Raw genomic sequence first — 14,519 nt, 5'->3', positions numbered from 1 at the left:
GACGGCGGGAACCTTTTTGTGTTCCCGTCCTTTTTTGTGTGTTCTCATCGGTTCGCGTATTTTCCTTTCAAATTGAACTTTGTTAAAATAAAAGAAGCTAAAGACTATTATTATGAGATGAATGGAAGCTGCTGCTTCTTAGGAGGATATTGAATGACGGAACGAAAAAAATTAGTGCTTGTAGACGGAAACAGTCTGGCTTACCGGGCGTTTTTCGCATTGCCGCTGTTAAGCAATGATAAAGGAATTCATACAAATGCGGTTTACGGTTTTGCGATGATTTTGATGAAAATGCTTGAGGATGAAAAGCCGACGCATATGCTGGTTGCGTTTGATGCCGGGAAAACGACGTTTCGTCACGGCACATTTAAAGAGTATAAAGGCGGAAGACAGAAAACCCCGCCTGAGCTTTCAGAACAAATGCCGTTTATCCGCGAACTGCTTGATGCCTATCAAATCAGCCGTTACGAACTGGAACAATACGAAGCTGACGACATTATCGGCACACTCGCCAAATCGGCTGAAAAAGACGGCTTTGAGGTAAAGGTTTTCTCGGGCGATAAGGATTTAACACAGCTGGCAACAGACCAGACGACGGTTGCCATTACGAGAAAAGGAATTACCGATGTTGAGTTTTACACACCAGAGCACGTCCAGGAGAAATACGGACTCACGCCTGACCAAATTATTGATATGAAGGGTTTAATGGGGGATTCTTCTGACAACATCCCGGGTGTGCCTGGAGTCGGGGAAAAAACCGCGATTAAGCTGTTAAAACAATTCCATTCTGTTGAAAAGCTGCTCGAATCAATTGATGAGGTAAGCGGAAAAAAACTCAAGGAAAAGCTGGAAGAATTTAAGGATCAGGCCTTGATGAGCAAGGAATTGGCGACGATTATGACCGATGCGCCGATTGAGGTGTCCGTTTCGGGTCTGGAATATCAAGGCTTTAATCGTGAACAGGTCATTGCCATCTTTAAGGACCTTGGGTTCAATACGCTTCTTGAACGGCTCGGAGAAGACGGTGTAGAGGCGGAACAGGATCAGTTGTTAGAAGAAATTGATGTCAAAACAGTCACCGACGTGACTAGCGATATATTGGTTTCTCCATCTGCATTTGTCGTTGAACAGATTGGCGATAATTATCATGAAGTGCCGATTCTCGGTTTTTCGATAGTGAACGAAACGGGAGCCTACTTTATTCCAAAAGACGCTGCTGTCGAGTCTGATGTGTTTAAAGAATGGGTGGAAAATGACGATCAGAAAAAATGGGTCTTTGACAGCAAGCGGGCTGTCGTGGCTTTGCGCTGGCAGGGCATTGAGCTGAAAGGTGCGGAGTTTGATACGCTTCTTGCCGCTTATATCATTAATCCGGGCAATTCGTATGACGACGTTGCCAGTGTGGCTAAGGATTACGGCTTGCATATCGTTTCAAGCGATGAATCAGTTTACGGCAAGGGAGCAAAACGCGCAGTGCCGGCAGAGGGCGAACTGTCTGAGCATCTCGTCAGAAAGGCTTTAGCTATTCAAAGCCTCCGGGAAAAGCTCGTTCAGGAGCTGGAGAACAACGATCAGCTTGAATTGTTTGAGGAGCTGGAAATGCCGCTGTCGCTTATTCTCGGAGAAATGGAATCAACAGGCGTTAAGGTTGATGTTGACCGCTTAAAACGAATGGGAGAAGAACTGAGCGCCAAGCTGAAGGAATATGAAGAAAAAATTCATGATATTGCAGGAGAGCCGTTTAATATCAATTCTCCTAAACAGCTCGGCGTCATCCTGTTTGAAAAGATCGGCCTGCCAGTTGTGAAGAAAACGAAAACAGGCTATTCAACGTCTGCTGATGTGCTTGAAAAGCTGGCTGACAAGCATGATATTGTTGACTATATTTTACAGTACAGACAAATCGGCAAGCTGCAATCGACATACATCGAAGGGCTTTTAAAGGTGACAAGAAAAGATACACACAAGGTGCATACGCGCTTTAACCAAGCCTTAACGCAAACAGGGCGCCTCAGCTCGACCGATCCGAACCTGCAAAACATACCGATCAGGCTTGAGGAAGGGCGCAAGATCCGCCAGGCCTTTGTTCCGTCTGAAAAAGACTGGCTCATTTTTGCGGCTGATTACTCGCAAATCGAGCTGCGGGTGCTTGCCCACATTTCAAAGGATGAAAATTTGATCGAAGCCTTTACAAACGACATGGATATTCATACAAAAACAGCAATGGATGTGTTCCATGTCGCTGAGGATGAAGTGACATCGGCGATGAGACGCCAGGCGAAAGCGGTCAACTTCGGGATTGTATACGGCATCAGTGATTACGGTCTATCACAGAATCTCGGCATTACGCGGAAAGAAGCTGGGGCATTCATCGACCGATATTTGGAAAGCTTCCAGGGCGTCAAAGCGTATATGGAGGACTCGGTGCAGGACGCGAAGCAAAAAGGCTACGTAACCACGCTGCTGCATCGCCGCCGATACATCCCTGAACTGACGAGCCGAAACTTTAATATCCGCAGCTTTGCGGAGCGGACGGCAATGAATACGCCGATTCAAGGAAGTGCCGCGGATATTATTAAAAAAGCCATGATTGATATGGCAGCCAAGCTGAAAGAAAAGCAACTGAAGACAAGATTGCTGCTTCAAGTGCACGATGAATTGATTTTTGAAGCGCCGAAGGAAGAAATTGAAATACTTGAAAAGCTTGTTCCAGAAGTGATGGAGCATGCGCTTGCATTAGATGTGCCGTTAAAGGTGGACTTTGCTTCAGGCCCATCCTGGTACGATGCGAAATAAACAGAGATAAAGGAAGTGATGGATGTGCCGGAATTACCAGAGGTTGAAACCGTCCGGCGCACTCTGACCGGGCTTGTAAGAGGAAAAACAATCAAATCGGTAGAGATCAGATGGCCGAATATCATCAAACGGCCTGCCGAACCGGAGGAATTTGCGCGAAACTTAGCAGGAGAAACCATCCAGTCCATCGGAAGACGGGGAAAGTTTTTGCTGTTTTACTTAGATCATTATGTCATGGTCTCCCACCTTCGTATGGAAGGGAAGTACGGGCTTCACCAAGAGGAGGAGCCGGACGATAAACACGTGCATGTCATATTTACGATGACGGACGGAACCCAGCTGCGTTACAGGGACGTTCGGAAATTCGGAACCATGCATTTATTTAAACCGGGAGAGGAAGCAGGGGAGCTGCCGCTTTCTCAGCTCGGACCCGAACCGGATGCAGAAGAATTTACGAGTGCGTATTTGAAAGAACGGCTGGAGAAAACAAACCGAGCTGTCAAAACCGCTCTTCTGGATCAGAAAACGGTCGTCGGACTCGGGAACATTTATGTGGACGAGGCTCTGTTCAGAGCGGGCGTCCATCCCGAGACAAAAGCAAACCAGCTATCAGATAAAAAAATCAAAAAACTTCATGCTGAAATTAAAAATACCCTTCAGGAAGCGATTGATGCCGGTGGAAGCACTGTCCGGTCGTATATCAATTCCCAAGGAGAAATCGGAATGTTTCAGCTGCAGCATTTTGTGTACGGGAAAAAAGATGAGCCCTGCAAAAATTGCGGCACCATGATTACCAAAATTGCCGTCGGAGGCAGAGGCACACATTTTTGCGCCAAGTGCCAGAAAAAATAGAGGAATGCTTCATCGTCCAAGCTGTCGGTGCATATATCAGTAACTCTGTAATAGAGGAAGTGCCGTTTTTCGGAAACACGGATTTTTCACTTTTCCATATACATGATTGTGATGAATCTCCGGGCATTAAACATCTGATACAAGAGCACCAACAGAAAGGAAGAAACGGATATGCAAATGGTTTCTATACTGCTGCTGGCGTTAGCTGTCAGCTTGGACAGTTTTTCAGTCGGATTTACGTATGGATTGCGAAAAATGAAGATACCGCTAAAAGCCATTATTGTCATTGCCTTCTGTTCCGGCACTGTTATGTTTATATCCATGCTGATCGGAAGCTTTCTCACCAAGTTTTTCCCCGTATATGTGACTGAGAAGCTCGGCGGGTTAATATTGGTTGGAATCGGCGTGTGGGTTTTATATCAATTTTTCAGGCCGGCAAAAGACAAAGACTACTTATTGCATGAAAAAACGCTGCTTAATTTAGAGGTTCGGTCATTGGGCATTGTGATCCATATTTTGAGAAAACCGATGAGTGCGGATATCGACAAATCTGGTGTGATTAATGGAATTGAAGCGGTGTTATTGGGATTCGCCCTGTCGATTGATGCCTTCGGAGCAGGTATGGGAGCAGCCATTCTCGGTTTTTCTCCCATTGCGATGAGCATAACCGTCGCGATTATGAGTTCGCTGTTTGTGTCAGTCGGCATCAATGCCGGCCATATTCTGTCTAAATGGAGATGGATCGATAAAATGGCGTTTTTGCCGGGGCTTCTGCTGATCACGATCGGGCTCTGGAAATTGTAAAAAGGAGTGGATCTCTTGACCTTAGTCATTGGTTTAACGGGAGGAATAGCAAGCGGCAAAAGTACGGTTGCCAATATGCTGATAGATAAAGGAATCACTGTCATAGATGCGGATATCATTGCAAAACAAGCGGTAGAAAAAGGGATGCCGGCCTACCGGCAGATCATTGACGAATTTGGTGAAGACATTCTGCTCGAAAATGGTGATATAGACAGAAGAAAGCTTGGGGCGCTGGTCTTTACAAATGAACAGAAGCGTCTTGCTTTGAATTCAATTGTTCATCCTGCGGTCAGAGAGGAAATGCTCAAGCGGCGTGATGAGTCCATTGCAAATCAGGAGACATTTGTAGTATTAGATATCCCGCTTTTGTTCGAAAGCAAATTGGAGTCTTTAGTGGATAAAATTATTGTGGTCAGTGTGACAAAAGAGCTGCAGCTTGAACGCCTGACCAAGCGCAACCAATTAACGGAGGAAGAAGCGCTTAGCCGGATCCGCTCCCAAATTCCATTAGAGGAAAAAGTGTCAAGAGCGGATAACGTAATAGACAATAGCGGCACACTCGAAGAGACAAAACAGCAGCTTGAGGAAATTCTCAGCTGCTGGGCATAATAAAACACCGTTCATTATGAACGGTGTTTTTGTGATTAAAAATCAAAATTGTCCGGATCAGGACCGACGCGCAGATTTTCATTTAACGCATCAATTCGGTTCATGTCATCCTGTGATAATTCAAAATCAAATATGTTCGCGTTCGCTTTAATTCGATGTTCCTTTGTTGATTTAGGAATGGTGATGACGCCGTGCTGTAAATCCCAGCGTAAAATGATTTGCGCGACGGACTTGTTATATGATGTTGCAATGTCTGTCAGTTCGGGATGATCAAGCAATTGTCCCTGCATTAAAGGTGACCATGCTTCCATTTGAATGCCTTGCTTCTTGCAATAAGCCATCAGCTCTTTTTGCGTGAGGCGCGGGTGGAATTCCACTTGGTTGATCATAGGCTTCATTTCAGCACCCTTCAGCAGATCCTCCAGGTGGTGGATTTGGAAATTGCTCACACCGATCGCTTTGACACGGCCTTCTTTATACAATGTTTCAAGTGCTCTCCAAGCTTCTTTATATTTGCCTTCCACAGGCCAGTGAATGAGGTATAGATCTAAATATTCCAAACCGAGTTTTGACAGGCTTGTTTCAAATGCCGCCAATGTTTCCTCATACCCTAAATCCGCATTCCACACTTTTGATGTGACAAATAGATCCTCTCTGGAGATGCCGGCTTCTTCAATTCCTTGCCGCAAGCCTTCCCCGACTCCCGCTTCATTTCCGTAGATAGCGGCAGTATCAATACTGCGGTAACCGTGAACAATGGCGGTTTTCACCGCATTGACGAGTTCCGATCCTTCTTCCACTTGGAATACACCGAGGCCGAACCACGGCATTTTCACCCCGTTATGAAGTGTTGCTGCTGCTTGTAAATGTGTTGTCATGTTTGTTTCCTCCTTATTGAAATGTTAGGCTGCCTGCCGATCCTGTTTTTCCAGAAGACGGCTCCAGCCTGTTAAGATGACGGCTCCTGCTACCATTAAAGCTCCAATCCACGCGGTATGAATCAGTCCGATGGAATCGGTAATCACGCCTCCCAAAAAAGATCCTAGGGCAATTCCTGCGTTAAATGCTGCAATATTAATCGCGGATGCTACATCTACTGCGCTCGGTACAAAACGTTCAGCCAGCATGACGACATATACTTGCAGGCCGGGCACATTCATAAAGGCCAGCAAGCCCATAAAGAGAATCGTAATGAGGCCAGCAATTTTATAAGGAGCCGTAAATGTTAACGTAAACAGGACGAGCGCCTGTACGATAAACATATAAAACAGCGCGGCGATCGGATTTCGATTGGACAGTTTTCCGCCAATCATATTGCCGATGGCAATGGCAATTCCGTATACGAGCAGGATAATGGCTACAGTGCCGGCCTTAAAGCCCGTCACTTCCTGAAGCAGGGGAGACAGGTAAGTGAACACAACAAATGTTCCTCCGTATCCTAAAGCTGTTATGACAAATAAAAGCAGTAAACGGCCGTTTGTCACAAGCTTCAATTGATCCCGCATCGTTGTTTTCGTCCCTTTTCGTAAATTGGAAGGGACAAGAATGCCATTTGCAATGACAGCGATAATGCCGACGGCGATAATAACCATAAAGGCAAACCGCCAGCCGAGCTGTTGGCCGATAAACGTGCCGAAAGGAACTCCGGTTACTGTTGCGACGGTGAGTCCTGTAAACATAATGGAAATCGCACTCGCCCTTTTATTTTCAGGGACAAGATCAGCTGCGATCGTCGAGCCGATCGACATAAACACACCGTGTGAAAAAGCGGATATCACACGTGCTGCTAAAAGAATCCCGATGCTTGAGGCCGACGCGGCCATCGTATTCCCGGCGATAAAAATGATCATGATCCAAAGCAATAGCGTCTTTCGTGACATGCTTGAGGTCAATGACGTTAAAATAGGCGCGCCGAACGTAACACCCAGTGCGTATAGCGAAACGGTCAATCCCGCTGTTGTTACAGGAATGTGTAAATCATCAGATATTAACGGCAAAAGGCCGACGCTGATAAATTCGGTTGTCCCTATCGCGAATGCACTAATGGCGAGAGCCAGAAGTGCAGGAATGCTGCTTTTATTGGCTGAAGTCATTCAAGTTCCTCCTTTTCTGTTATGTGTTGTATGATTGAAATTCTGCCGAACAAGCTATATAAATAAAAGAGCAGATTCAATTCAGCCGGCAAATGTGATTATGAAAGATATCATCAAAAAAGAAAAGTACGTACTTTTAAGTGCTATAGTCACTTTTTGGTGCCTGTAAGGAGAGTGAACCGCATGGAGAAGAAAAAATATAACATTTCAGTTGAAGCGACTCTTGAAGTAATAGGCGGGAAATGGAAATGCGTGATTTTATGCCACCTGACACACGGAAAAAAACGAACAAGTGAGTTAAAGCGTTTAATGCCGAATATCACTCAAAAAATGCTGACCCAGCAGCTGCGTGAGCTGGAAGCTGACGGTGTCATTAACCGTATCGTGTACAATCAGGTTCCTCCTAAAGTGGAATACGAACTGAGTGAATACGGCCGCAGCTTAGAAGGCATTTTAGATATGCTCTGCGATTGGGGAGCGAATCATATCAACAAGGTATACGGCAATACTTTCTCTGTATTAGAAGAAAGTGTGCTCAATGATAAATTGAAACAGGAATCATAAGAAAATAAAGCAGGCAGTGCGCAGCGCTGGCTGCTTTTTTGATTCTTTATCCTCATATTGTGTGCAAGAAAACGTATGATACATCATAAATTAGCGTTATAATCGTTGATTTTTATCAATATGTACTGGCGAATTCTTTTTAATGTGTTATACTAATTTCAGATGACAACAATTTAGAATGACATAATTGATGAGGGGTGACCAACGTGAAGGTAAAAGTAGCGATAAACGGGTTTGGAAGAATCGGAAGAATGGTCTTTAGAAAAGCAATGTTAGACGATCAAATTCAAGTAGTGGCTATTAACGCCAGCTATTCGGCTGAAACGCTGGCTCATTTAATAAAGTATGACACAAATCACGGACGGTACGACAAAGAGGTTGAGGCTGGAGAAGACAGTCTGATTGTGAATGGAAAAAAAGTACTCTTGTTAAACAGCCGTGATCCGCAACAGCTGCCTTGGCGGGAATATGATATTGACATTGTCGTTGAAGCAACAGGGAAGTTTAATTCAAAAGAAAAAGCGATGGGACATATTGAAGCGGGCGCGAAAAAAGTCATTCTGACCGCTCCGGGGAAAAATGAAGACGTTACCATTGTGATGGGTGTTAATGAAGACCAATTTGATGCTGAACGCCACGTGATTATCTCAAATGCGTCATGCACGACAAATTGCCTTGCACCGGTTGTGAAAGTGCTTGATGATGAATTTGGCATTGAGAGCGGTCTAATGACGACAGTGCACGCTTATACGAACGATCAAAAAAATATTGATAATCCGCACAAAGATTTGCGCCGCGCCCGGGCATGCGGTGAATCCATCATTCCGACGACAACAGGAGCGGCAAAGGCGCTTTCGCTTGTTCTTCCTCACCTGAAAGGAAAACTTCACGGTCTCGCTTTGCGTGTGCCTGTACCGAACGTCTCATTAGTTGATCTTGTTGTCGACTTGAAAACGGATGTAACGGCAGAAGAGGTAAACGAAGCATTCAAACAGGCTGCCAAAACGTCAATGTACGGAGTGCTTGATTATTCGGATGAACCGCTCGTGTCGACAGATTATAATACGAATCCGCATTCGGCGGTTATTGACGGGCTTACGACAATGGTGATGGAAGACAGGAAAGTAAAGGTTCTCGCATGGTATGACAATGAATGGGGCTACTCATGCAGAGTAGTTGATCTCATCCGCCATGTGGCGGCACGAATGAAACATCCATCTGCTGTATAGAATAAGGTCATGGACACAATTTAAGAAAAAACCCTTAACAGCATATTTCTGAAAAAACGCTTCTTGCAAATTAGACTTAAACACAGTATACTATTTTTCGTGAACTTCTTGCTTGAGACTGTTTCGGGATTACTTAAAGGGTTAGGACCTCTCCGGACTAACTTTCCCCCGTGGTAAATAGCCGACCCAGTTGTTGGAACTTCACTTTTTAATTCTTGTTAAGGGGGGTCCATGACTATGGAAACAATGGGGCGTCACGTTATCTCCGAGCTATGGGGATGCGATTTTGATAAGCTGAATGACATGGATTTTATTGAAAAAACGTTTGTAAATGCTGCTTTAAAATCAGGAGCTGAGGTGCGCGAGGTTGCATTTCACAAATTTGCACCGCAGGGCGTAAGCGGAGTCGTTATTATTTCTGAATCACATTTAACGATTCACAGTTTTCCTGAGCACGGATATGCAAGCATTGATGTTTATACTTGTGGAGACTTAGATCCTAATGTCGCTGCTGACTACATTGCAGAGGCATTACATGCTGATACAAGAGAAAACATTGAAATACCAAGAGGAATGGGGCCTGTGCAGATTAAACAGGCGCAAGCGAAAGTCCTATAAAGTAAACACGAACACAAAGGGAGCTGGAGCTAGAAAGCCGTTACGCGCTTTTTAGCTTATGCTCCTTTTATTTTTATGAACAAACAGGGGCGGCTAGCTTTTTCTTTTTCCGTTTTTTTTGTAAAATAAGAAAGAGATATGTCATAAACCGCCTGATGCTGTTAGATACAGCCTAAACAACGGCTCTCCCGACAGATGCCTGTCACATCACTTTATAGCCGGAGGCTGCCGAATATACATTGCAGGGAACGAAATAGTTGGGAGCTGATTTTATTGAAATGTCCTTCATGCCAGCATAACGGAACGCGAGTCCTCGATTCACGGCCTGTGGATGACGGAAAATCCATTCGCAGAAGACGGGAATGCGAAGCCTGCCATTACCGCTTTACTACCTTTGAGAAAGTGGAGGAAACCCCGCTCATCGTTGTAAAAAAAGAAGGCGTGCGAGAGGAATTCAGCAGGGAAAAAATGCTGCGCGGCCTTATTAAAGCGTGTGAAAAAAGGCCTGTTTCACTCAAAACGCTGGAAGATATGTGTTTTGACATTGAAAAAGAACTGCGCAATCAAGGCTGTTCCGAAGTGAAAAGCGAGTTCGTCGGAGAAATGGTCATGGACCGCCTGGCTAAGGTTGATGAAGTCGCATACGTGCGGTTCGCGTCCGTCTATAGGCAGTTTAAAGATATTAATGTCTTTATCGATGAATTAAAAGATTTAATAAAGAAAGAGCGTTAAAGAGCTAAAAGGATTCTTCTAGCTCTTTTCTCATGTGCAAAATTGGCATTTGATAGATATTCGAAACGGTGTAAAATGAGAGGTAGAAACATAATCGGAAGGTTTGAGAATGTATGGCTGACTATTGGAAAGATGTACTGCCTGTAGACCCTTATGTGGTGAAGAGCAAATCAATGCTGCAGGATATTGACAGACAAATTGTTACACAACTGTACCAGCCCTTAATCGGCCCTGTTGCATTCTCTCTTTATATGACATTGTGGGGAGAACTTGAACAAAACCGTCTGTGGGGCGGAGAATCCACACATAGACAGCTGATGGGAATGACCCAGTCCAATTTGAAAACGATCCATCAGGAACAGGGAAAGCTCGAGGGCATCGGATTGCTAAAAGTATATATGAAAGAATCCGAACGGCAGGAGCGCCTCTTTATATATGAACTGCTGCCGCCGCTGCGGCCGAATGAATTTTTCGAAGACGGCATGCTGAACGTTTTTCTGTATAACAGGGTCGGAAAAACAAAATATCAGCAGTTAAAACAATTTTTTACGCATCCGGCGATTTCAGAAGACGCCAAAGAAATTACAAGGCCGTTTAATCATGCGTTTGAATCACTGCAGCCGAGTGAATGGAAGCTCACATCCGATATGGAGGAAACGGTGAGACTTGCGACGGGAAGGGAGTATACAACTGTCGGACAGGCTCCGTCCTATACCGTTACAGAGGATGTGTTCGATTTTGATTTGTTTTTAGCGGGGCTTTCGGAGACGATGATTCCAAGAAAAGCAATGACACAGCAGGTGCGGGAAACGATTAAAAAGCTTTCTTATTTGTACGGCATTGATCCTTTGCAGATGCAAAATGTCGTCATGAGCGCGATCGATGAGCATGAAGTGATTACCACCGAAGCTTTAAGAAAAGCAGCAAGCGACTGGTACCAAATTGAGAGGAACGGACAGCTGCCAGACTTAGTGGAGAAAACACAGCCGGTACATCTGCGCGAAGGCGGAAAACCGGCAGAAGAGGATTCGCTGGATAGTGAGCTGATCGCATTGCTGGAGGTCATCTCACCGAAAAAGCTTCTTCAGGATATCGCGGACGGAACCGAACCGTCAAAAGCAGATCTAAAAATTATAGAAGAAATTATGTTTGAACAGAAGCTGGAGCCAGGCGTCACAAATGTATTGATTTATTACGTCATGCTGAAAACCGACATGAAGCTGTCGAAAAATTATATACAAAAAATTGCCTCCCATTGGGCGCGCAAAAAAGTCAAAACGGTCAGAGAAGCGATGAAGCTTGCCATAGAAGAAAACCGCCAGTATCTCGAATGGGCTGAAGGGAAAACGAGCCAATCTTCTAAACGAAATCAAAAAGTGATTCGCGAGGAAAAACTTCCTGACTGGATGAAAGAAAAGAAAACGGCTTCCGATTCTGAAACCGGACAGCACATGCTGCATGAACAGGACTTGGAAGAACAGAAGAAAAAGATGATGGAAGAAATGAAAAAACTGAAAAAATACTCTGCCTATTAAGAGCAGAGATGCGGGGTGAAGTAATACATGGAACCAATCAGCCGTTCCCTGCAGGGCGTAACCGGCAGACCGGATTTCCAAAAGCGTCTTGAACAAATGAAAGAAAAAGTGATGAAGGATCAAGACGTTCAGGCATTTTTAAAGGAAAATGAAGACGTCATCGATCAAAAAATGATTGAAAGAAGCTTAAATAAGCTTTATGAATATATTGGACAGAGCAAGCACTGCTCTTATTGTTCAGAAGACGAAAACAGCAATAATCTGTTGGAGGGCTACCATCCGAAGCTTGTGATGACCGGCCGCTCTATTGATATCGAGTATTACGAATGCCCGGTCAAACGAAAGCTCGATCAGCAGAAAAAACAGAAGTCTCTCATGAAAAGCATGTATATTCAGCAGGACCTTCTCGGAGCGACCTTCCAGCAGGTCGATATTAATGATCCGAGCAGACTTGCAATGTTCCAGCATGTCACGGATTTTCTGAAAAGCTATAATGAGACGGGAAAAGGGAAAGGATTATATTTGTACGGCAAGTTCGGTGTAGGAAAAACCTTTATGCTCGCCGCTATTGCCAATGAGCTGGCGGAAAAAGAGTATTCCTCCATGATCGTCTATGTGCCCGAATTTGTCAGAGAGCTGAAAAATTCGCTTCAAGATCATTCGTTGGAAGAAAAGCTGAACATGGTAAAAACCACGCCTGTATTGATGCTCGACGACATCGGAGCGGAATCGATGACGAGCTGGGTCAGGGATGAAGTTATCGGGACAGTGCTTCAGCACAGAATGTCCCAGCAGCTGCCGACTTTCTTCTCTTCTAATTTCTCGCCTGATGAGCTGAAGCATCATTTTACGTATTCGCAAAGGGGAGAAAAGGAAGAAGTGAAAGCGGCAAGATTAATGGAGCGGATTTTATATCTGGCTGCTCCTATCCGTCTTGACGGAGAAAACCGCCGCCATTAATAACCGCTGCGGTTCAAAGGGGAAGGAACTGAGGGTATGAAACTAAAAACGGCTGTTAAATGGCTGGCAGTGCTTGCGGGAGCAGGCTTGATTTTTTGGGCAAATAAAAGGTATTTAAATCTATCTCCGAAAGAAATCCGGATATGGGTTTTATCATTCGGCATCTTTGCGCCGCTTATCTTTATCGGGATATCGATCGTCAGGCCGCTTGTATTATTTCCGGTATCAGTTATTTCTATTGCGGGCGGTCTGGCCTTTGGCCCGATTCTCGGCACGCTTTACACACTATTCGGGTCGATGTGCGCTTCGGCTGTCTCATTTTTTGCAGCCGGTCTGTTGGCGGCAAAAACCAACAGCCGTCACGAAAGGCTGGAAAACATCCAGAAACAGATGGAGGAAAACGGTTTTTTCTATATCTTTCTTCTGCGGATCCTTCCGATTAATTTTGACTTTGTCAGCTATGCGGCAGGACTTTCTAATGTCAAGCCGCTCCCATATTTTGCGGCGACGGCTGCGGGAATCATCCCTGGGACCGTTGCACTGAACGTGCTGGGAGCAAGCTTTTTCACGGGCAATTTGCCCGCCTTCTTTCTCGTCCTCGGATTCTATCTCATTTTTATGGCGCTGCCATTTATCTTCAGAAGGAAAATGCAAAGCCTGTTTCAAGAATCAAATTAAGATTTGCCGGTGACCTTTACGTCTATTTTAAAAACATCCCCCATATACTTGTAACAGATGCCGTAAGGGGGGACAAACATGCTTGAAATAATCTTTGAAGATGACCATGATACAGCCGCTTTTTTACATCTCATTCAGCATTCGGACGATCGGAAAAACATCATTGTCCGTGAAGGCATACGAAAAATCGGGATTGAAAAAGCTGAGCAGGCTTTCTCTATTCAGGGTTTTATGGAGCCGATTCTGGTCAAGTTTTTTTTAGACTGCAAAGAAGACGAGCATATGCTGTCGTTGATTGAAGAGACGTATTGTTTCACGGACCAGGATGAGCAGCAGCAAATCCTTCAGCTCGCACACAGTATTATAGAAGGAGAAGCTGATGTTCTTCCGTTTGAACCGATGAAGCCGCCGCGCAAGCAGTGTATTTTAGATGAGCTCCAAACGATTTGTTTAGAGGAAGGGGTATTTTCAATTCGTTCCTTTCAAACCTTTCGCCTCGGAAAGTACTACGAACAGCTTAGAGAAACTGTGGAAGCGGCAATAGACGAATATAAGATGGAGCAGGAGTACCAAAACTTTATTCAGACACTCAGAGATTATGTAATGGCTAAACCGCCGCGAATCAAAAAGGTGCACATTGTCCATGATGGTTCATTTACACTGTGGGAGATGCGCTATGTGCCGGAACGGGAAAAAATGAAATACATAGACAGGCGATTTGTCCGGGATCATCCCATGTACATTGACTCCCATTTGCTTGCGCCGCTGATCTCCATCGCGCCTGATGAGGTGATTCTCTATACAGACCAGCCCGAGCATATGATGGTAAGGACGATTCAAAACGTATTTCAAGAGCGTGTGCAAATGCTTCCGCTTCAGGCGTTTTCAAACGCTGAAACACCGGTCAAGCACTCAGAGGGATAAGTGCCGGCAGCCTGTAAACATAAGGCTGCCGCTTGAAAAAAAGGAAATACAATCGTGTTGATTTTTTGGAACGAACAATTTATAATACATAGGAGATTAAGATTGACACACGTACTGATAAGGAC

The 14,519-nt window shown here is 44.8% G+C and carries 13 protein-coding genes and 1 pseudogene; 12 read left to right on the top strand and 2 right to left on the bottom strand.

The genetic code is table 11. The features are described 5' to 3' along the window. Positions 1 to 153: 153 nt before the first annotated feature. From polA to coaE, 4 genes and pseudogenes are all read left to right on the top strand, one after another. Entirely contained in the window at positions 154 to 2,796 is a 2,643-nt protein-coding gene (polA, locus tag WA325_RS06450; protein WP_202852748.1) for a DNA polymerase I, read from the top strand. A 24-nt stretch (positions 2,797 to 2,820) separates the two neighbouring features. Further along, positions 2,821 to 3,648: a DNA-formamidopyrimidine glycosylase gene (gene mutM / locus WA325_RS06445; RefSeq protein ID WP_105953423.1), complete on the top strand. Its 828-nt coding sequence runs from the start codon at positions 2,821 to 2,823 to the stop codon at positions 3,646 to 3,648. A 153-nt stretch (positions 3,649 to 3,801) separates the two neighbouring features. After that, a pseudogene (gene ytaF, locus WA325_RS06440) lies at positions 3,802 to 4,452 on the top strand (sporulation membrane protein YtaF); the annotation flags it as partial. 15 nt (positions 4,453 to 4,467) lie between these two features. Beyond that, complete coding sequence (gene coaE / locus WA325_RS06435) at positions 4,468 to 5,061, top strand: dephospho-CoA kinase (RefSeq protein ID WP_095714231.1); 594 nt, start codon at positions 4,468 to 4,470, stop codon at positions 5,059 to 5,061. A gap of 35 nt (positions 5,062 to 5,096) precedes the next feature. Here the strand turns inward: coaE and WA325_RS06430 are convergent, their stop codons facing one another. After that, entirely contained in the window at positions 5,097 to 5,939 is an 843-nt protein-coding gene (locus tag WA325_RS06430) for an aldo/keto reductase (RefSeq protein WP_336183340.1), read from the bottom strand. A gap of 24 nt (positions 5,940 to 5,963) precedes the next feature. After that, entirely contained in the window at positions 5,964 to 7,154 is a 1,191-nt protein-coding gene (locus WA325_RS06425) for an MFS transporter (RefSeq protein ID WP_044153909.1), read from the bottom strand. A gap of 183 nt (positions 7,155 to 7,337) precedes the next feature. Here WA325_RS06425 and WA325_RS06420 point away from each other — a divergent pair, with 183 nt between their 5' ends. The 8 genes from WA325_RS06420 (at position 7,338) to ytxC (ending at position 14,394) form a co-directional block, all read left to right on the top strand. After that, the gene (locus tag WA325_RS06420; protein WP_202852745.1) at positions 7,338 to 7,718 is read left to right on the top strand and encodes a winged helix-turn-helix transcriptional regulator; all 381 of its coding nucleotides are present in this window, start codon (positions 7,338 to 7,340) and stop codon (positions 7,716 to 7,718) included. Positions 7,719 to 7,924: 206 nt separating this feature from the next. Next, positions 7,925 to 8,947 (top strand): glyceraldehyde-3-phosphate dehydrogenase, encoded by a 1,023-nt coding sequence (locus WA325_RS06415; protein WP_059293437.1) that lies wholly within the window; start codon positions 7,925 to 7,927, stop codon positions 8,945 to 8,947. Positions 8,948 to 9,184: 237 nt separating this feature from the next. Further along, a complete protein-coding gene (speD, locus tag WA325_RS06410; protein WP_003223584.1) occupies positions 9,185 to 9,565 on the top strand; it encodes an adenosylmethionine decarboxylase in 381 nt (126 codons plus the stop codon). A 273-nt stretch (positions 9,566 to 9,838) separates the two neighbouring features. After that, positions 9,839 to 10,297 (top strand): transcriptional regulator NrdR, encoded by a 459-nt coding sequence (gene nrdR, locus WA325_RS06405; RefSeq protein WP_010335260.1) that lies wholly within the window; start codon positions 9,839 to 9,841, stop codon positions 10,295 to 10,297. Between the two features lie 113 nt (positions 10,298 to 10,410). Further along, complete coding sequence (gene dnaB, locus WA325_RS06400; RefSeq protein WP_336183339.1) at positions 10,411 to 11,832, top strand: replication initiation membrane attachment protein DnaB; 1,422 nt, start codon at positions 10,411 to 10,413, stop codon at positions 11,830 to 11,832. Positions 11,833 to 11,859: 27 nt separating this feature from the next. Then, the gene (gene dnaI / locus WA325_RS06395; RefSeq protein ID WP_024122442.1) at positions 11,860 to 12,792 is read left to right on the top strand and encodes a primosomal protein DnaI; all 933 of its coding nucleotides are present in this window, start codon (positions 11,860 to 11,862) and stop codon (positions 12,790 to 12,792) included. Positions 12,793 to 12,828: 36 nt separating this feature from the next. Further along, a complete protein-coding gene (locus WA325_RS06390) occupies positions 12,829 to 13,470 on the top strand; it encodes a TVP38/TMEM64 family protein (protein WP_202852742.1) in 642 nt (213 codons plus the stop codon). Between the two features lie 78 nt (positions 13,471 to 13,548). Continuing rightward, the gene (gene ytxC / locus WA325_RS06385; protein WP_336183337.1) at positions 13,549 to 14,394 is read left to right on the top strand and encodes a putative sporulation protein YtxC; all 846 of its coding nucleotides are present in this window, start codon (positions 13,549 to 13,551) and stop codon (positions 14,392 to 14,394) included. Positions 14,395 to 14,519 lie beyond the last annotated feature (125 nt).

Source organism: Bacillus sp. 205(2023) (assembly GCF_037027485.1).
GTDB classification, from domain to species: Bacteria; Bacillota; Bacilli; order Bacillales; family Bacillaceae; genus Bacillus; species Bacillus halotolerans.
This window is presented reverse-complemented; position numbering and strand designations above follow the sequence as displayed.

What these genes read in the sequence shown, in the direction of transcription:
- ytxC (WP_336183337.1), top strand. Translation starts at nt 13,549, where the DNA reads ATGCTTGAAATAATCTTTGAAGATGACCATGATACAGCCGCTTTTTTA.
- polA (WP_202852748.1), top strand. Translation starts at nt 154, where the DNA reads ATGACGGAACGAAAAAAATTAGTGCTTGTAGACGGAAACAGTCTGGCT.
- dnaI (WP_024122442.1), top strand. Translation starts at nt 11,860, where the DNA reads ATGGAACCAATCAGCCGTTCCCTGCAGGGCGTAACCGGCAGACCGGAT.
- WA325_RS06425 (WP_044153909.1), bottom strand. Translation starts at nt 7,154, where the DNA reads ATGACTTCAGCCAATAAAAGCAGCATTCCTGCACTTCTGGCTCTCGCC.
- WA325_RS06430 (WP_336183340.1), bottom strand. Translation starts at nt 5,939, where the DNA reads ATGACAACACATTTACAAGCAGCAGCAACACTTCATAACGGGGTGAAA.
- WA325_RS06420 (WP_202852745.1), top strand. Translation starts at nt 7,338, where the DNA reads ATGGAGAAGAAAAAATATAACATTTCAGTTGAAGCGACTCTTGAAGTA.
- speD (WP_003223584.1), top strand. Translation starts at nt 9,185, where the DNA reads ATGGAAACAATGGGGCGTCACGTTATCTCCGAGCTATGGGGATGCGAT.
- dnaB (WP_336183339.1), top strand. Translation starts at nt 10,411, where the DNA reads ATGGCTGACTATTGGAAAGATGTACTGCCTGTAGACCCTTATGTGGTG.
- WA325_RS06390 (WP_202852742.1), top strand. Translation starts at nt 12,829, where the DNA reads ATGAAACTAAAAACGGCTGTTAAATGGCTGGCAGTGCTTGCGGGAGCA.